At 64.8% G+C, this 17,777-nt stretch carries 19 protein-coding genes and 1 riboswitch; of the genes, 7 read left to right on the top strand and 12 right to left on the bottom strand.

Annotated elements, in window-relative coordinates; genetic code table 11:
- Positions 1-30: 30 nt before the first annotated feature.
- Positions 31-870 carry a TIGR02594 family protein gene (locus IVB36_RS10680; RefSeq protein ID WP_018453268.1) on the bottom strand — a complete coding sequence of 280 codons (840 nt, stop codon included), beginning with the start codon at positions 868-870 and terminating at the stop codon, positions 31-33.
- Positions 871-1,069: 199 nt separating this feature from the next.
- On the opposite strand from IVB36_RS10680, the gene IVB36_RS10675 reads away from it, so the two are divergent.
- Positions 1,070-1,933 carry an alpha/beta hydrolase gene (locus IVB36_RS10675; protein WP_018453267.1) on the top strand — a complete coding sequence of 288 codons (864 nt, stop codon included), beginning with the start codon at positions 1,070-1,072 and terminating at the stop codon, positions 1,931-1,933.
- 51 nt (positions 1,934-1,984) lie between these two features.
- Here IVB36_RS10675 and metW read toward each other — a convergent pair whose 3' ends face one another.
- A complete protein-coding gene (gene metW, locus IVB36_RS10670) occupies positions 1,985-2,647 on the bottom strand; it encodes a methionine biosynthesis protein MetW (protein WP_018453266.1) in 663 nt (220 codons plus the stop codon).
- Positions 2,648-2,659: 12 nt separating this feature from the next.
- Positions 2,660-3,862 (bottom strand): homoserine O-acetyltransferase, encoded by a 1,203-nt coding sequence (locus IVB36_RS10665; RefSeq protein WP_018453265.1) that lies wholly within the window; start codon positions 3,860-3,862, stop codon positions 2,660-2,662.
- 90 nt (positions 3,863-3,952) lie between these two features.
- Positions 3,953-4,032, bottom strand: a riboswitch (SAM riboswitch).
- A gap of 204 nt (positions 4,033-4,236) precedes the next feature.
- Here IVB36_RS10665 and IVB36_RS10660 point away from each other — a divergent pair.
- From IVB36_RS10660 to IVB36_RS10650, 3 genes are read left to right on the top strand one after another with little or no spacing between them, the layout of a single operon-like run.
- Entirely contained in the window at positions 4,237-5,085 is an 849-nt protein-coding gene (locus IVB36_RS10660; RefSeq protein ID WP_026232498.1) for a chorismate mutase, read from the top strand.
- 35 nt (positions 5,086-5,120) lie between these two features.
- Positions 5,121-6,215: a histidinol-phosphate transaminase gene (locus IVB36_RS10655; protein ID WP_026232497.1), complete on the top strand. Its 1,095-nt coding sequence runs from the start codon at positions 5,121-5,123 to the stop codon at positions 6,213-6,215.
- On the top strand, positions 6,212-7,150 hold the full coding sequence (locus tag IVB36_RS10650) for a prephenate/arogenate dehydrogenase family protein (RefSeq protein WP_018453262.1): 939 nt from the start codon (positions 6,212-6,214) through the stop codon (positions 7,148-7,150). The genes IVB36_RS10655 and IVB36_RS10650 overlap by 4 nt, the downstream gene beginning before the upstream one ends.
- 114 nt (positions 7,151-7,264) lie before the next feature.
- Here the strand turns inward: IVB36_RS10650 and IVB36_RS10645 are convergent, their stop codons facing one another.
- From IVB36_RS10645 to IVB36_RS10625, 5 genes are all read right to left on the bottom strand, one after another.
- On the bottom strand, positions 7,265-7,918 hold the full coding sequence (locus IVB36_RS10645) for a hypothetical protein (protein WP_245288367.1): 654 nt from the start codon (positions 7,916-7,918) through the stop codon (positions 7,265-7,267).
- 5 nt (positions 7,919-7,923) lie between these two features.
- Complete coding sequence (locus tag IVB36_RS10640; protein WP_240543318.1) at positions 7,924-8,619, bottom strand: hypothetical protein; 696 nt, start codon at positions 8,617-8,619, stop codon at positions 7,924-7,926.
- Between the two features lie 299 nt (positions 8,620-8,918).
- Positions 8,919-9,146: a hypothetical protein gene (locus tag IVB36_RS10635; protein ID WP_018453261.1), complete on the bottom strand. Its 228-nt coding sequence runs from the start codon at positions 9,144-9,146 to the stop codon at positions 8,919-8,921.
- A 190-nt stretch (positions 9,147-9,336) separates the two neighbouring features.
- On the bottom strand, positions 9,337-10,680 hold the full coding sequence (locus tag IVB36_RS10630) for a GDSL-type esterase/lipase family protein (RefSeq protein WP_247299294.1): 1,344 nt from the start codon (positions 10,678-10,680) through the stop codon (positions 9,337-9,339).
- Positions 10,681-10,922: 242 nt separating this feature from the next.
- Positions 10,923-12,107, bottom strand: a complete 1,185-nt coding sequence (locus tag IVB36_RS10625) for a DUF2125 domain-containing protein (RefSeq protein ID WP_018453259.1) — start codon at positions 12,105-12,107, stop codon at positions 10,923-10,925.
- A 110-nt stretch (positions 12,108-12,217) separates the two neighbouring features.
- Between IVB36_RS10625 and IVB36_RS10620 the strand changes: the two genes are divergently transcribed.
- A complete protein-coding gene (locus tag IVB36_RS10620; protein ID WP_018453258.1) occupies positions 12,218-12,829 on the top strand; it encodes a gamma-glutamylcyclotransferase in 612 nt (203 codons plus the stop codon).
- Here IVB36_RS10620 and IVB36_RS10615 read toward each other — a convergent pair.
- From IVB36_RS10615 to ftsE, 4 genes are all read right to left on the bottom strand, one after another.
- Positions 12,826-13,599 carry a lysophospholipid acyltransferase family protein gene (locus IVB36_RS10615; protein ID WP_085361285.1) on the bottom strand — a complete coding sequence of 258 codons (774 nt, stop codon included), beginning with the start codon at positions 13,597-13,599 and terminating at the stop codon, positions 12,826-12,828. The two genes, IVB36_RS10620 and IVB36_RS10615, sit on opposite strands and share 4 nt — an antisense overlap.
- A gap of 33 nt (positions 13,600-13,632) precedes the next feature.
- Complete coding sequence (locus IVB36_RS10610; protein ID WP_018453256.1) at positions 13,633-14,337, bottom strand: YdcF family protein; 705 nt, start codon at positions 14,335-14,337, stop codon at positions 13,633-13,635.
- Positions 14,338-14,614: 277 nt separating this feature from the next.
- Positions 14,615-15,583: an ABC transporter permease gene (locus IVB36_RS10605; RefSeq protein ID WP_007597308.1), complete on the bottom strand. Its 969-nt coding sequence runs from the start codon at positions 15,581-15,583 to the stop codon at positions 14,615-14,617.
- A complete protein-coding gene (ftsE, locus tag IVB36_RS10600; RefSeq protein WP_247391473.1) occupies positions 15,576-16,235 on the bottom strand; it encodes a cell division ATP-binding protein FtsE in 660 nt (219 codons plus the stop codon). Before ftsE ends, IVB36_RS10605 begins: the two co-directional genes overlap by 8 nt.
- Before the next feature lie 191 nt (positions 16,236-16,426).
- On the opposite strand from ftsE, the gene IVB36_RS10595 reads away from it, so the two are divergent.
- A complete protein-coding gene (locus IVB36_RS10595) occupies positions 16,427-17,299 on the top strand; it encodes an MJ0042-type zinc finger domain-containing protein (protein ID WP_026232495.1) in 873 nt (290 codons plus the stop codon).
- 59 nt (positions 17,300-17,358) lie between these two features.
- Positions 17,359-17,733 (top strand): response regulator, encoded by a 375-nt coding sequence (locus IVB36_RS10590; protein ID WP_247391471.1) that lies wholly within the window; start codon positions 17,359-17,361, stop codon positions 17,731-17,733.
- The last annotated feature ends 44 nt before the right edge of the window (positions 17,734-17,777 follow it).

Raw genomic sequence — 17,777 nt, 5'->3', positions numbered from 1 at the left:
TCGTCGCTTCGCTCCTCGCAATGACGGCCGTCAGTTCGGCATCACATACGCATAGATCCGGCCGCGCGAGACCGGTGCTTCGCGAACGCGGTTGCCGTTGTTGCCGGAGATCATGATCGGATTGCCCTGCGCGTCGACACCGGTGATGATGCCGACATGACCGCCCCGGCCACCACGCGACATCACTGCGATGGCGCCGACCTGCGGACCGGACACGCGCGTGCCGTAATGCGCGAACGAATTCGCCATGTCGGAGCCGGTGCCACGATGACCGGTCTTTTCGAGCACCATGTTCATGAAGCGCGCGCACCACAGGCTACCGCGACCGGTCGGATTGCCGCCGACATAGCGGCGTGCCTCGGACACGAGGCCCGACCCACCGCCGAAGCCGCCGCCGCTCGTCGCGCTATTGGCCATGCCGCCGTCATTCGCGTTAGTGGCTATCCCACCTCCACGCCTCATAATTCGACGGCTGGCGCGCGTGGTCATCTCACCGCTGGTAACCATTCCAGCGTTGCCGCTCATGGCCATTCCACGGCTGCCGCTCATGGCCATTCCACCACTGCCGCTCATAGCCGTTCCAGCGCTGCCGCTTATGGCGATGCCGCCGCTATTGGCGTTCGGATCATAGCTGGCGAAGGTGTTGCCGAAGCCGTTCGCCTGCAATTGCGCCGCGCCGCGCTCGAAGCGCGAGCCGCGTGCATGCCGGTAATGATGATGTCTGCTGGCGTGATGCGCGTAAGCGTGCCGCTCTGCGCTATGACGATGAGGTCGTGCTGACGCCGGAGAAGTGAAGGCGGCGAACGCCGCGAAGAAAACAGCCAGCGCAACGACACAGCGCGACAGGCGAGACGCAAACAACTCGAACATTCTTCATCCTTCGTTGACACCCCACTTCCCCGTCGGCCCGTGCGGTGGCCGACATCCGCGGGCTGTATCAGTATCCTGATGTGGCGAGAACAAGACGCGGCCCCTAAGAATTTGGACGATGATTAATAAGTGCTACCATCGTATGCGCTGACCGCAGGACGGCATTCCAAAGCCGCAGCCACCTCAGGGAGAAAACCGGATGCCTCACGCCCTCACGAAGGACAATTGTCGACTCTATTTCGAAGAAGCGGGCACGGGCACGCCGATTATTTTTCTGCACGAATTCGCGGCCGACTACACCAATTGGGAGCCGCAGATGCGCTACTTCTCGCGCGGCCATCGCTGCATCACCTATTCCGCACGCGGCTACACGCCATCGGACGTGCCTGATGGCGAGGTCTACCGCTACACGCATTTCTACACCGATGCGCTCGCGGTGCTCGATCATCTGAAGATCGATCGCGCGCACTTCGTCGGCCTCTCGATGGGCGCCTATTCGTCGCTCCAGATCGGGCTCAACGCGCCCCAACGTGCGCTGTCGATGACGCTCGCCGGCGTCGGCTCGGGCTCGGAGATCGAGAACCTCGACGCTTGGCGCCAGCAGTGCCGCGCCAACGCGGAGCAATTCGAGATGCTCGGCTCAGCCGAAGTCGCAAAAGTCACGCGCGAGGCGCCGAGCCGGATTCCCTTCCTGGTGAAGGACCCGCGCGGTCACGCCGATTTCTATGCCGCCCTGGCGCGGCACGACGCCAAGGGATCAGCGCGGACGATGCGCGGCTTCCAGGCCGGCCGTCCCTCGATCTTTACGATGACGGACGCGATCAGAGCGGCCACGACGCCGGCACTCATCATCTGCGGCGACGAGGACGATCCGTGCGTGGGCGCAAGCCTGTTTCTGAAGAAGCATCTGCCGGCGGCAGGGCTCGCCATGTTTCCAAAGTCCGGCCACGTCCTCAATCTCGAAGAGCCAGCGCTGTTCAACGAAACGGTGGAACGGTTCGTCACGCTGGTGGAAGCGGGAAGATGGCCGGTGCGCGACCCGAGGTCACTGGCGGCGCATTAGCGCGAAGGCGTCACCAGGTACTGGGTCGCGTAGATGGGGTAACGGGCCGGCCTACTTCCTGCCGCCCCGCGTCAGCAGAAACACGCCCTGCTCGCCGAACAGATTCCACACCCACCAAGGCATCCGCAGCCGCAGCGGACGGCCGTAGAGGTCGAGCGCCTCGGCACGTTCCATCTTGACGTCGATCGCGTCGCAGAGCTCGACGAAATCCTTGATGGTGCAGAAATGGATGTTGGCGGTGTCATACCAGCTTGCCGGCAGGTTCTCCGTGCGCGGCATGTGGCCGCCGATCAGGAGCTGGAGCCGCATCTTCCAGAAGCCGAAATTCGGGAACGACACGATGGCGCGGCGGCCGATGCGCAGCAAATTCTCCAGCACCACTTTCGGCTGCCGCGTCGCCTGCAACGTCTGCGACAGGATCACGTAGTCGAAGGCGTCATCCGGATAATTCACGAGGTCGGTGTCGGCATCGCCCTGCACCACCGCAAGACCCTTGGCGACGCAGCGGTTGACGCCCTCGCGCGACAGCTCGATGCCGCGGCCGTCGACGCCGCGGGTTTCCAGCAGTTGGAGCAGGTCGCCCTCGCCGCAGCCGACGTCGAGCACCTTCGAGCCCGGCTTGACCATGTTGGCCACCAGCACATGGTCCGCGCGAAAATCACCGGGCTGCCCGGTCGCAAGGCCGCCCAGCGGCAACGCTTCCTGTACAGACATGACTAGCCGTCCTTAAGCATTATTGGCGGTGAGCCCGCGCGCCTTGCCTGCCGATTGCAGGAAGGCGCGGGAGATATCAAGGAATTCGGGCACGTCGAGCAGGAAGGCGTCGTGACCGCGATCGGTCTCGATTTCGGCGAACGACACCCGCGCGCTCGACGCATTCAGCGCGTGCACCAGCGCGCGCGATTCCGAGGTCGGGAACAGCCAGTCGCTGGTGAAGGAGACCACGCAGAAGCGGGTCTGGATTCCCGCGAACGCCTTCGCCAGCACACCGCCGTGGTCGGCGGCGATGTCGAAATAGTCCATCGCGCGGGTCAGATAGAGATAGGAGTTGGCGTCGAAGCGCTCGACGAAGGACGAGCCCTGGTAGCGCAGATAGGACTCAACCTGGAAGTCGGCGTCGAAAGAGAAAGTCGGCAGCTCGCGGTCCTGCATGCGCCGCCCGAATTTTCGATGCAGCGCGGCGTCGGAGAGATAGGTGATGTGCGCCGCCATCCGGGCGACAGCGAGGCCACGATGCGGATGGATACCTCGATCGGCATAGCCGCCATGGTGCCAGTCGGGGTCGGCCATCACCGCCTGACGGCCAAGCTCGTGGAACGCGATGTTCTGCGCCGAGTGTCGTGTCGAGCAGGCAATCGCCAGCGCGGAGAACACGCGACTCGGATACGCCGCAGTCCATTGCAGCACTTGCATGCCGCCCATCGAGCCGCCGACGACCGCGAACAGCGTGTCGATGCCGAGCCGGTCGATCAGCATCGCCTGCGCGCGCACCATGTCGGGGATGGTGATGACGGGGAAATCGAGCCCCCAAACCTTGCCGGTCGCGGGATTGATCGAGGCCGGGCCGGTCGAGCCCATGCAGCCGCCGATCACGTTGGAGCAGATGATAAAATATTCGTTGGGATCGAGCGGCCGGCCGGGGCCGACCAAGGTCTCCCACCAGCCGGGCTTGCCGGTGACAGGGTGCACGTTGGCGACGTGCTGGTCGCCGGTCAGCGCATGGCAGATCAGGATCGCGTTGGAGCGATCGGCATTCAGCTCGCCGTAGGTCTGGTAGGCGATCTGGAACGGGCTGAGATCGACCCCGCAGTCGAGCCGCAGCGGCTGCTCCGAGCCGAACTGCGCGACGTGCGAACTCGGATGATCCACCTCGTGCGACCGCTCGTCGGCGGTGATCGCGGGACTCGGAATGGACTGGACGCCAACCATCTGACCATCGACCTCGTTTGCGATCGTAGAAGTGACCGCATTGACATCAGGCCATGAAAAACCCGGCCTGAACGATAGGTTCGGCCGGGATCGAAAGCGTCCCCGGCCTGTTTAGCGAGTTTTTTAACGTGGCTGCAAGCCGGCCGGCTCAAATGACCACGGAACGGGTAAAAACTACCGTCTTGGACGGTTTTCGTCAAGTCACGGCCCGGATCAGCCAAATTCGCCTGTCGCGCCACGGGCGGAAAGGGCCCGATTTCTCTTTGCATTTCTCTTTGCTTTCGCAGCCCCGACTGCCTAATCAGGATATCCATCACAGCGGTGACGGCTCGACTGATCCGCATTGGAAAGCCTCTCAGCAGCACCTGTCAGACATGTCCCAACGTCCGCCCGCGCCACCATCACTCCAGGAATTGCGTAAGGAGATCGACGCGATCGACGAAGGCATGCATCGCCTGCTGATGCAACGCGGCGACATCATCGACCGCCTGATCCAGGTGAAGCAGACCCAGGAGGTCGGCTCGGCGTTCCGCCCGGCACGCGAGGCCTCCATGATGCGCGACCTCGTGCAGCGTCATCGCGGCATCCTGCCGCTCGACACGGTCGAGAGCATCTGGCGCGTCATCATCGCGACCTTCACCTATGTCCAGGCCCCGTTCTCGGTCCACGCCGACATCTCGGCGAGCGAGCCGGCCATGCGCGATTCCGCGCGATTCCATTTCGGCTTCACCGTGCCTTACGTCGCGCATTTCAGCGCGCAGGCGGCGGTCGAGGCCGTCGCGAAGTCCAAGGGCGATCTGGCGCTGGTCTCGGCGACCTCGAGCCGCACGCCGTGGTGGCTGTCGCTGGAAGAAGCTGGCGCGCCAAAGATCATCGCGCGGCTGCCCTTCGTCGAGCGCGCCGACCATCCGGCGGCGTTGCCCGTGTTCGCGGTCTCGCGCGTCGCCGACAGCGCGCTGGTGACGGAGGTCGAGACCTTCAGCGTACGCGTCTCTGGGTGGAATGCGGAGGTCGCGCGCGCCCTGTCGCCGCTCGCCGAGATCGTGGCGGTGCCCGACACCGCCTTCGACGGCGCCGCGCTGCTGGTCTCGGTCACCGCGACAAGCAGCATCGACAAGATCAAGGCTGCCCTGATCGAAGCGGGGGCCTCGGTGCGCTCCACGGCCCTCGTCGGCAGCCACGCAACGCGCTATACGGTGCCCCCGACCGGGTCGAAATCGTAAGTCGCGAACCGCTTAAGCCCACTCCGGAGTTGAAGATGTCCCGCCCCGTGCCGAATCCCGGCATTCTCGATATTGCGCCCTACACGCCCGGCAAGACCCCGGTGGCAGAGCCTGGCCGCAAGGTGTTCAAGCTCTCGGCCAACGAGACGCCGTTCGGGCCCTCGCCGAAGGCGATCGAGGCGTTCAAGCAGGTGGCGGATCATCTGGAAGACTATCCGGAAGGAACCTCGCGCGTGCTGCGCGAAGCAATCGGGCGCACCTTCGGGCTCGATCCCAACCGCGTCATCTGCGGCGCCGGCTCGGACGAGATCCTCAACCTGCTCGCCCACACCTATCTCAGCCACGGTGACGAGGCGATCTCGACCACGCACGGCTTTCTGGTCTATCCGATCGCGACCATGGCGGTCGGCGCGAAGAATGTCATCGCGGCCGAGAAGAACCTCACCTGCGATGTCGACGCCATCCTCAAGGCGGTGACGCCGAAGACAAAGCTGGTCTGGCTCGCCAACCCCAACAATCCGACCGGCACCTATGTGCCGTTCGACGAGGTCAAGCGCCTGCGCGCCGGCCTGCCCTCGCACGTGCTGCTGGTGCTGGACGCAGCCTATTGCGACTACGTCTCGCGCAACGATTACGAGATGGGGATCGAGCTGGTCGCGACCACCGAAAACACGGTGGTGACCCACACCTTCTCCAAGATCCATGGTCTTGCGGCGCTGCGCATCGGCTGGATGTTCGGCCCCGAGCACATCATCGACGCGGTCAACCGCATCCGGGGTCCCTTCAACGTGTCGACGCCGGCCATGTACGCCGCCGTTGCCGCGATCGAGGACACAGCGCACCAGGCCATGTCGAAGCATTTCACCGAGACCTGGCGCAACTGGCTCGCCGAGGAGATCGGCAAGCTCGGGCTGAAGGTGACGCCGAGCGTCGCCAATTTCGTGCTGATCCACTTCCCGACCGAGGGCAAGACCTCGGACGCAGCCGACGCCTTCCTCACCAAGCGCGGGCTGGTGCTGCGCGGCTTGAAGAACTACGGCCTGCCGCATTCGCTGCGCATGACCATCGGCACCGAGGAGGCCAACCGCCTCGTCGTCGAGGGCCTGCGCGACTTCATGGCCGGACGATGAGCGCGACCCCGCACTTCCAGCGCGTCGCGCTGATCGGCTTCGGCCTGATCGGGGGCTCGATCGCACGCGCCGCGAAGCTCCAGGGTCTGGCTTCCGAGATCGTCACCACCGCGCGCTCGGAGAAGACGCGCGCACGCGTGATGGAGCTCGGCATCGTCGATCAGGTCGTCGCGACCAATGCGGAAGCCGTGAAGGACGCCGATCTCGTCATCCTCTGCATTCCCGTCGGCGCCTGCGGCCCGGTGGCGCAGGAGATCTCCGCGCATCTCAAACCCGGCGCGATCATCTCCGACGTCGGCTCGGTCAAGGGCGCCATCGTCAGGGATATGGCGCCGCACCTGCCGGAAGGCGTCCATTTCGTGCCGGCGCATCCCGTCGCAGGCACCGAGCATTCGGGTCCCGATTCCGGCTTCGCCGAGCTCTTCATCAACCGCTGGTGCATCCTCACCCCGCCGGAGGGCGTTGATGCGGCTGCCACCGATCGCCTGCGCGCGTTCTGGGCGGCGATGGGTGCCAAGGTCGAGATCATGACGCCGGATCATCATGATCTCGTGCTCGCGATCACCAGCCATCTGCCGCATCTGATCGCCTACACCATCGTCGGCACCGCCGACGAGCTGGCGCAGGTGACGGAGTCAGAGGTCATCAAGTTCTCCGCCGGCGGCTTTCGCGACTTCACGCGCATCGCCGCCTCCGATCCGACGATGTGGCGCGACGTCTTCCTCGCCAACAAGGAAGCCGTGCTGGAGATGCTCGGCACCTTCACTGAGGATCTGGCAAAGCTCACCCGCGCAATCCGCCGCGGCGATGGCGAGGCGCTGTTCGACCACTTCACCCGCACCCGCGCCATCCGCCGCGGCATTGTCGAAATCGGCCAGGATTCGGCCGCGCCCGATTTCGGCCGGCCGCATGCGCAGCTCGGCAACAAGCCGTAGCACCGAAGTGGCCCGGATGGAGCGCAGGCGTAATCCGGGACTTCCGTCGCTTGAGGCAGGATTCCCGGATCGCGCTTCTCTCCATCCGGGCTACGAGCCTGCGTGGCTCCGTGACTAGAATGGGTAGTACCGGATCTGCGTCATGACGACGTTGTCGTCGGTCTTCGGCGCGCCGCCGACGCCGGCGAACGCGAACCGTTGCGTGTAGGAATATTGCAGGCCGGCTTTGAGCGTGCCGAAATTGCCTTGGTAGATGGTGTCGTAGATCCCGGCCGTGATCTGCCGAACCTCCCTGGTGTTGCCGTTGCAGGTCGCGCCCGCCGAGTTTTCGGTGAAGCAGCCGGTGTTGTTGTAGAGCGGATTGCCGTAGCCGAACGGCACCGTTCCAACATTGGCGAAATTCGCCTTGGCCTTTTCGAGGCCTGCATAGGAGTAGACATCGAGGCTGGGCGTCGCGTGCCAGATCAGGCCGACGGCGGCCGCCGTGATCGTCAGCGGGAGGAGGGTGCCGTCCTGCGCCACCGCCGCGTCGGCGAACGGTGTTGCCGTGAAGCGGCCCAGCACGCCGTGCGAGCCATAGAGCTGAAGATCGAGGGTTTTCGGAATCAGCTCGACGAAGATGTGTCCGCCGAAGCTTCCGGTGTCGTAGGGGTGGTTGGCGTTGTTGAAACGGTCGAACAGCTGGCGGTAGAGCGCCCACCCCTCGACATGCAACTTATAGGGCCCGAGCCTTGGGTCCCAGGCGGCCTTGACCGTGACGTCGGGCACCTGATTCAGGCAAGAAATCCCGGAACGGATTCGAAGTCGATCACGCCGGGCGCATCGACGCCACGAGGATCGATGCCGGACTTGGTCGGCGCGTTCAGCGACCAGGATTGCCCGGCGAGGAAGTGAAGACCGAGATCGCTGCGGTCCAGTTCCAGGCTGAGCTGCCGCATGCGCGGATTGAACGAGTTGGTCGCAACCGAGCTCGCCGTCTGAGCCGCACCTTCGAAATCGATCTCGCCATAACCCGCGAGGTGCGTGTCGGCATCGGCATTGCCCTCGGCCAGCACCGAGAACCTGCTCTGGCGTGCCGAGAAGCGCGTTTCCGGGATGTTGAAGTTGCGGCTCTGCTGATAGGGGATGAAGTTGTAGACCGAGCCGGTATCGGAAGCGAGATTCCGCGAGCGGTAGACGCCGGTGAGATCGACCCAGCCACCGAAGGTCAACGTCACGCCCTTGTAGCAGACCTTGCCGGCCGCACATGGATCGGCGGCGAGCGCCTTGTAACTTGCTGGTAACTGAACGGCCTTCGCCTGCGCTTCACCCTGTCGCGTCTTGCGCGCCTCGGAGTCCACGCGCTGCTGGAGCTCCTTCAGCTTCGCCTTCAGCGAGTGGATTTCGGTTGTGACATTGTCGTCGGCATGCGCCTGCCCTGAACAGGCAGCGAGAATACCCAGCATCAGTCCGCAATTGATGATCCGCATTTGAAGCTTCCTCCATTTGGGAAGCGGATTGGATTCCGCGCGCCATCTCCGGCGCATGCATGCTTCCCTGGTGTGGAGTGATTTGAATGCGGCTGCGGTTATTCGCGGCGCCGTGCATCTTGTGCATCACGTTTTCCTGACGATCCTGTTCGGAATATTTTCGTTGGCTGTCGATCCGCACGCGCGACTGTCGCGATTGTCCAAGGCAACTTTTCGAGGCCTCGTTCAAGGCAACGCGCATTGGGCCCGGCCGGGACATGACCGGGCCCAGTTCGCGACGGGCAAGTGGTGGATGGCGGCTATTTGCCCTTGGTCGCGCGCATCACCATTGGGCGCGGTGATTTCGGCGAGGGGACGAAGGCCATCGTCTCCCGCGTCGTCGGATTCGAGACGTTGCGATCACCGTTCGGATACATCGAGGCGTATGCTGCCGGCTCCTGCAACTGCCATTGCCACTGCGCAAACGCGGGCGTCGCGAGCGTGGTCGAGATGGCGATACCGGCAATGAACAGCCTGGACTTGGTCATGATATCTCTCCTGCCTGGGCGACCGCATCATCGTGCGGCCGACATGGAGAGAGAGCGGAGTTTGCGGCTCGGCATTCCCGGCCGGTCATCACGATCCGGCGAAGCGGCCGTGAGTTCAGCTCGTAACCCGCATGGAGGGAGTTACGACAGCTGAGGGCGATGAATGGAGAGAGGAGACTCTGAATCCATCCTACTGCTTCGCGCTACGGCTAATCTTTCCCGGCTTGAACAGCTCGAGGTCGATGGCCTGTCCCATCGCCAGATATCCGGTGCGGTTGGGATGAAGCTTGTCGCCGGCGCCACCAGTCGTGCTTTCGGGAACGAACTCCGGCTTGAGGCCACCCGAGGCCGGATCGAGCGTCGCCCGATCAAAATCGATTACACCGTCGAATGTCCCCGAGCTACGGATGAATGCGTTGAGCGCCTTGCGCTTGTCATCCTGCTCGGGAAAACCATGTGCCGCGCTGGTGCTACCCAATGCCGAAACGACGGTGGCGCCGATGATCCGGGCTTGCGGCCATTTCGCACGTAGCCTCGCGACACGATCCTTCATCGCGGCGATGACTTGGTCGGCGGTAAAATTGCCGTTCTTGCTGAAATCGTTGATACCTTCCAGCCAGATCAGGCTCGATATGCCGGACAGCGACAGCACGTCACGCTCGAGCCGCTGGCCCGAAGCGGGGCCGCCCGCGTACGGTTTGTCGGGACCATATTCGGCCGGGCCTGCGATTTGGTTGCCACCGATGCCGCCATTCACTACGGCAACCTTGTTGCCGTAGACTGCCTTCAGGCGACGCGACAGCACGTTGGGCCAGCGATCGTCGCCATTCATGGTTGAGGCGGTCCCGTCGGTAATCGAATCCCCAAACGCCATGATGGCGAAGGCATCGGCAGGCGCAGTCATCTCGATCGCATCGAGGAAGAACCATGACGCAGTCGCATAGGGGAAGGAAGCCTCGTCTTCCAGGGCGCCCTTCGCGCCGGCGCCGGGCGCACTGACATAGGAGGTGGTCAGCGCTTTGGCGTGCCAGGTCATCGGGCCGCTCTGGCCGGCGACATGAAAACTGACCGCAAGCCGGCGGCCGGCGAGGTCATCGGGCCGCTTTGCAAACGGCAGCGCGATCGCATCGCTCCAGACCGAATTCCCCGGCGACACCGTAACGGAAGCCGTGCCGGCGAACGTAACCGGAATGTTGGAGCCGCGGATCAACGCGGCACTGCCCGACTGCAGGCCGACGTAAACGCCGTCAAACGTGACGGGTTTGGTGCCGAAGGCGTTGCTGAGCCGGATGCGGGCCTGACGGCCCCAGATATCCGGCCGCACGATCAGGCGAAAGGTCTGGTCCCGCGCACCGGCCGCAGGCTCGGGAAACGCGAATTTCTGTTCGGGCTGGGCTGACGGATTGCCGACGGGGTATGGGCCCTGAACCGCGCCCGTCCAGGACACCACCCAATGTTCGCTATCCTTTGCGGTTGCGGTCTGAAGCGAGGCAACGAGCAGCGATGCTGCCACGAGACAATTCAACGCGCGCATTGTTTCCCCCGAACCCCAGATAATTTGGGCGCGGCCTTAGAGCCGTCAGTTGGTCTTCAATAGGGCGGCAGAACGCTACCTGTCCAGACGCACTGTCGCACTCCTCGCCCGACGCAGGAGAGGACCTCGCAGGTTGCGTCACCGGCGCCGACAAGAAGCTCTTCGCAGAAACGATCTGTTCACAGTTTCGAACGCATCAGACGGACCGAGCTGTCCGCCCGGCAGGTTTATGAATTCACGACCTAATACAGCGGCGGGATCTGGCCGACCTTGACCGGGCCGAGCAGCACGGCGCCGTCGACGAACTTCAGCGGGAAGCTGCGAGCCTTCTTGCCTTCCAGCGTGCTCTCGGTGCCGATCGAATTGATGCCGGCGGCAACGCCTGCATTGGCGTTCTGCTTGATGACCTTGCCGAGGCCGGGAACGGCACGGTCGAGCGCACCGAACAGATTGTTGAGGTCCTGCGACTTCACGCCGGGCGCGACGCGATCGAGGGTCGCCTGCGGCACCCCCTCCTGCAGCATCTTCTCGATGCCGAGCGCGGGGATCACGCGCTCCAGGCCCGTCACGGTCATCTGCAATTCGCCATCGAGGCGGCCGTTTGCCGAGAGCCCGAGCGTGCCGGCCGCAACCGCGATCATCTCGCCCTGCTGGATGCGGGACTGCACGATCTCGATATGGCCGCCGGCGGCCTGGATCTCGCGGAAGCGCTGCGGCCACGGCTTTGGCGTGAGATCGGACAGTCCGGTGATCTTCGCCCGCGTGTCGGCCTCGAACGGCTCGGCGAGCAGCGGATGAACGCCCTGGACGCTGCCCTGCGCGATCTGGAGCACGGTCTCGATCACGGGATGATCGGACGGAGATCCATCCGCAAGGCGTCCATGCAGCTCGACCTGTTTTGCGCGCGCGAGCGGCACCTGCATGCTGCCGTCGACACGATTGACGGTCGGCTCCTCGAACACGATGGAAGCGCGCTCCGGCACGGCGGGCAGGCCGACCACACTGCTGCGACCCTTGCTCCAGTTCACCACGAAGGTGCTCTGCGTGACGCCGTCAGTGAGCGTCGCGGGTGCGGTAAATTCGGCGATGACGCGCTTGGGATCGTAGACTTGGGCGACGACCAGGATGTTGTCGAGCTTCGCCGTGAACGGCGTCTTGCTGGCGTTCTGCGACACCAGGGCGACGCTGGCGCCCGAACACCGGACCTCGAAGCGGAAGGGGAAGCCCGCGATCGAGCGCTTGGCGCAATCATAGACGCGGCCGGATTTGGCCTCCTGCGCGCGCCAGGCATCGGCGGCGATTTCGGCCTGCGACGCCGCATAGAACCAGAAGCAGCTCCACGCCACCGCGAGGATCAGGAGGATGACAGGGGCGATGAAAAGGCCCCAGCGGGAGCGCCGGCGTGCGGCAACGGTCATATCGGACATGCGGCGACCCTTTGACCCCTGATTTTGTCAAATGTAAGCGAGGTTGGCGTGCTCCGAAAGGCGGAGAATTCGCTTCGCTTGGGAGCGCGGTTCTGGTAGCCGTGCCCGAAATGTCGGAAATCACCCTCCCCTCCGTCACCACAGCCAAAGGCGACCTCTGGGTGTTCGGCTACGGCTCGCTGATGTGGCGGCCGGGTTTCGAATTCGAGGAGCGCGTCCCCGCGCGGCTGGTCGGCGAGCACCGCGCGCTCTGTGTCTATTCCTTCGTCCACCGTGGCACGCCGGAGAAGCCGGGTCTGGTGCTCGGCCTCGACCGCGGCGGCGCCTGCCGCGGCATCGCCTTCCGCGTCGCCGAAAAGAACCGCGCCGACGTCGTCGCCTATCTGCGCGCGCGCGAGCAGGTGACGTCGGTCTATCGCGAAGTCATGCGCTCGGTGTGGCTGGAGAACGATGCGCGGCAGCGCGTCTCCGCGCTCGCCTATGTCGTCGACCGCGGCCATGTGCAATATGCCGGTCGGCTGTCGCTCACCGACCAGCATCGCCACGTGCTCCAGGGCCACGGCCAGTCCGGCGCCAACCGCGACTACGTGACTGCGACGGTGAAGGCGATCGAGGCCGAAGGCTTTCGCGATGCGCAGCTGCATCAGCTTGCCATGATGCTGCATGGTGATGCGCATTCTCCGCACGCGCCGGCTCCGGCGGACGATCGGGAAAACCGCTAGCTCTCCAACGGCGCATAGCTCGGCGCCGAGCCGATCAGCTGCTCCTGCTCCTTGCGGCCCGCTTCGACGAGGCGACCGGTCGCGTCTTCGATCACCGTTTGCACACGGGAGAGATACTCGTCCTTGGGCAAGCCCGGCGGCAGCGGATCGAGGAATTCCACCACCAGCGTGCCGGGATAGCGCATGAAGGTGCGGCGCGGCCAGAACAGGCCGGAATTGAGCGCGATCGGCAGGCACGGCGCGCCGCAGGACGAATAGATCTGCGCGAAGCCGCTCTTGTAGTCCGGTGGCGCGCCCGGGGCGCGGCGCGTGCCTTCGGGAAAGATCACGAGCTGCCCGCCGCTGCGCACCGCCTCCCGCGCCCGCCGCGTCATGTCCAGCAGCGCCTTGACGCCGGCATTGCGGTCGATCGCGATCATCCCGGTCTTGACCAGGAACTGGCCGAACACCGGGATCTGCATGAGCTGACGCTTGAGGATGAAAATCGGACGGTCGAAGAAGCCCGGCAAGACGAACGTCTCCCAGAACGACTGGTGCTTCGCCACAACGACCAATGGTCCCCTCGGGATCTTTTCGAGGCCGCGGAATTCCACCTTGATGTTGCAGACAGCCCGCATCAGAAACAGCGTCGCCTTTGCCCACCATTGCGCGACCGTGAGCATGGCGCGCGGCGGCAATGCGAAGGTCGGCAGCGCCACGATCGCGAGGCACACCAGCACGGTGTAGAACAGCACGTTGAACACGAGCGATCGCAGGAAAATCAAGAACATCGAGGATCCGATCAATTGCCGATCAGTTGCCGATCAATTGGCCTGTGCGGTGGCGGGCCGCTTCGCCTGCAGCCCGGAAGGCTGCTCCGACATCTCGGGCGAAAGGTCAATCCCGAAATCCTCCAGCCGCACCCTGACCTCCGCCGCGATATACTTGACATATTCCGACAGCAGCAGCCGCAAAGTGGACGCCGAGGTCCACCACGGCTCGTCGCGCCATTTGTCGCCGACCACCACGAACGGGATCAGTGTCGCCTCCGGCATCGCATGCGAGAATTCCACCAGCGCGCGCGGCATATGATAGTTCGAGGTGACCACGATCAGCGATTTGAAGCCGCGTCCCGCGGCCCAGCGCCGCGCTTCCGCGGCATTGCCGCGGGTCGAGACCGCGGTGCGGTCGAGATCGACGCAGCAACGCATGAAAGACTGGTTCTCCGGCAGCGTCCGGGAGATGTCGCTCGCCGTCGAGGTCGGGTGTACGCCGGAGATCAGGAGCCTCCTGCCGTAGCCGGCAGCGAGCAGCTCCATCGCATCCGACACCCGCGAGGAGCCGCCGGTGAGCACCACGATGCCGTCCGCCTTGCGGTCCGGCGCGATCTCGGCGCCGCGCAATTGCGACAGAAACGCAATAAAGCCCGCCGCCGCGCCGACGAAGGCGAGCGCAATCGTCGACATCACGGCCGCGCGCAGCCACCCGCGCGGCAGTTTCGGCGATCGATCGGCGGTCGGCGCGCTCATGCGATGTCGGTGATCCCTTCCCAGAGGTGATTTTAGGACGTTTTGAGGCGAAGTGGAGTCCGGTTTGTCGGCCTCAAACTATGTGGCGAAGCGCTGGGGCCGCGAACCAGCTTTCCCCTCTCCCCTTGTGGGAGAGGGTGGCTCGCCGCGATAGCGGCGAGACGGGTGAGGGGTATGTCTCCGCGAACTCGCCTCGACGTTCGTGCACGTGGATAGAACCCCTCATCCGGCGCTTCGCGCCACCTTCTCCCACAAGGGGAGAAGGAAGAAAACCATCTCAATCGACATCATTCAGCGTCGCGAACAGCGTCTGGCGCGAGGCGACCGCGGTGATGGCGCCGATCAGCACGGCCTGCACCGCGAGCACGATGTAGCCGGATGGCCGCAGCGAGAAGGTGCCGAGCAGCGCGGCGAACTGGTCGCCGACGGGAGTGCCCGAAAACCAGCCTGCAATCGACTCGGAGAAGCCGAACACCAGCATGGCGGCGCCGCCGCCGATCACGCCGCCCTCCAGCCCCAGCCTGAGGAAATGACGCAGGAAGCGGTTGGCGATGTAGCGGTCGCCGGCGCCGACGAAATGCAGCACCTCGACGATCGGACGGTTCGCCGCCATGGCGCCGCGGGTTGCGAACGACACCGAGATGATGGTGGCGACGATGACGAGCGCGAGGATGCCGAGACCGGCGAGCACGGTGGCGTTGGTCATCGAGCGCATGCGCTCGATCCAGGCGCGGTGATCGTCGACGCTGGCGCTTGGCGCCACCTGGGTCACGCGGGCGCGCAAGGCGCCGAGATCGAGCGCCGTGCCGGGCTGCACGCGCGCGATGATCATGCGCGGGACCGGCAGATCGTCCATCGACAGCCCGGTGCCGAGCCAGGGCTCGAGTAGCTTGCCGCTCTCGTCCTTCGTGAACGGCTTGACCTCGACGATGCCGGCTTGCGCGCGCATGGCCTCGGTCACCGCCGCGGTGTCGCGTTCGAGATCGCGGCCCGTCTGCGGCCGGACCTGAATGGTGATCTCGCTCGCGACATCCGACTGCCATTCGGCGGCGGAGGCGCTCACCAGCAGCACCGTGCCGGTCGTCATCGAGGCCAGGAAGGTCATGATGGCGACAACGGCGACCAGCGCGCGGCCGTGGATCGAGGCGCGCGGCACGATCGGCGACATATTGCGCGCCCGGGCCGGAAGCGGCGGCCCCTCCTGCCCGAGATCGACCAGCACGCCGCGCTCGTCGGGCCTATTCATAGACGTGCAGCCGTCCCTGGTGCAGCACGAAGCGTCGCGCCTCGTACTGGTCCATCAGGGCGATATCGTGGGTGGCGATGATGACGGCGGTGCCTGACTTGTTGAGCTCGATGAACAGCCGCAGCAGGCGGCGGCCGAGCGTCGGATCGACGCTGCCGGTTGGCTCGTCGGCCAGCAGCAGCTGCGGCCGCGAGATCACGGCGCGCGCGATTGCCGCGCGCTGCTTTTCGCCGCCGGACAGGATCGGCGGCAGCGCGTCCATGCGCTCGCCGAGCCCAACCCATTTCAGGAGATCGATGACCTCCTTGCGGTAGCTCGATTCGCTGCGGCCCATCACGCGGAACGGCAGCGCCACGTTTTCATAGGTCGTCATGTGATCGAGCAGGCGGAAATCCTGGAGCACGATGCCGATGCGCTTGCGCAAGTCTGCGATCTCGTCTCTGCCGAGCTGCGAGATGTCGTGACCGAACAAGTTGACGAGCCCCCGCGTCGGGCGATGCGAGAGGAACAACAGGCGCAGCAACGAGGTCTTGCCGGCGCCGGACGGGCCGGTGAGGAACTGGAAGGAATGCGCCGGGATCTGGAAGTTGAGGTCGCGCAGGACCTCGGGCCCCAGGCCGTAACGCAATCCGACATTTTCGAACCGAACCAAGCTCAGCTCCGTTCGAGAGAGGCCGCGGGCCGCACGGCTGTGCTCCGCCACACGCGATCCGCGGGTTTTGCGGCCGTTATGGTTTCCGGTTCGTTAACGGTCGTCCTGTAGCATAATTGGTAGCATCTTTCCGTCTCGGTTCTCCACGACCGTGTCACGATCAAGACTTGTCCATGCATCAAGGCTCGTCCATGCATATCGTCTGCCCTCATTGTACGACATCCTACGCCATCAAGCCCGCGAGCCTTGGGGCGAACGGCCGGACCGTGCGCTGTTCCCGTTGCAAGGAAACGTGGGTCGCCCATGCCGAGGATGCCATCGAGGAGGCATCTGTGCCGGCCATGGCCGCGGCCAGCCGGGCCGACGACCAGGCCGATCTCGCCGAGCAATGGAACTCCTATGCCCAGGACGACGGAGCCGCTGACGCGCCTGTCGTTGACAGCCCCTCGATCGCCAGCGACTGGCCGGACCAGGAAGCCGCCGACACCGAGGACGAATGGTCCGCGGCCGCCCGATCCGTTGAGGAGGAAGTCGGCGGCGAACAGCACCAGTCCTGGTTCCGTGGCCTGTTCGGCCGTCGCCGCGGCGCGCGAGTGCGCCGTCCGGCGGCCCCGCGAAAATCCCATTTCGGCCTGCCGACCGCCTGCGCCGCCATGGGCGCGCTGGTCCTGGCGCTGGTGATCTGGCGCGGAGACATGGTGCGGCTGCTGCCGCAGACGGCAGCCTTCTACAGGATGGTCGGCCTCGAAGTTAACCTGCGCGCACTCGCCTTCAAGGACGTCAAGCTCTCCAGCGAGACAGTAGACGGTAAGCAGGTGCTGGTGATCGAGGGCGTGATCGTGGGACAGGGCAAGAAGCCGCTCGACATTCCCCGCTTGCGCTTCGCAGTGCGCGACGCGCAAGGCGCGGAAATCTACGCCTGGAACGCCGTTCTGGAACAGACCGTATTACAGCCCGGCGAGCGCGCCTTCTTCCGCTCGCGCCTGGCCTCGCCGCCGCCGGAGGGCCGCAATATCGACGTTCGCTTCTTCAACCGGCGCGACATCGCCGGCGGCAGCGTATAATCGATTTCGCAGGTCTCGCAGGCAAAGTTGGTGGCGAGATTGATCCCAAGGTTGGTCTCATGTCCAAGATCCTGATCGCCGACGACGAGGATTCGATGCGCCAGCTGGTGGCGCGCGCCATCGCCATGGACGGCCACGAGATCGTCACCGCGCCGGCCGGCGCCGAGGCGCTGGAGATCCTCACGCGCGCGGACGGCAGGTTCGACCTGCTGCTCACCGACATCCAGATGCCGGTGATGGACGGCATCGCGCTGGCGCTTTCCGTCGCACGCGATTTCCCCGATTTGACCATTCTGCTGATGACCGGCTTTGCCGACCAGCGCGAGCGCGCCTCGAACCTCAATGCGCTGGTGCATGACGTCGTGACCAAGCCGTTCTCGGTCGCCGACATCCGCACGGCGGTGGCGGACGCGCTGGCGGCGAAGAAGGGGTAGCGGCGTCGGGGCGCCACGTATTCCGCTGTCATGCCCCGGCTTGA

Source organism: Bradyrhizobium sp. 35 (assembly GCF_023073215.1).
Taxonomy (GTDB): Bacteria; Pseudomonadota; Alphaproteobacteria; order Rhizobiales; family Xanthobacteraceae; genus Bradyrhizobium; species Bradyrhizobium canariense_D.
Note: the sequence above shows the minus strand (reverse complement) of the source record. Positions and strands in the feature narration are given on the sequence as shown.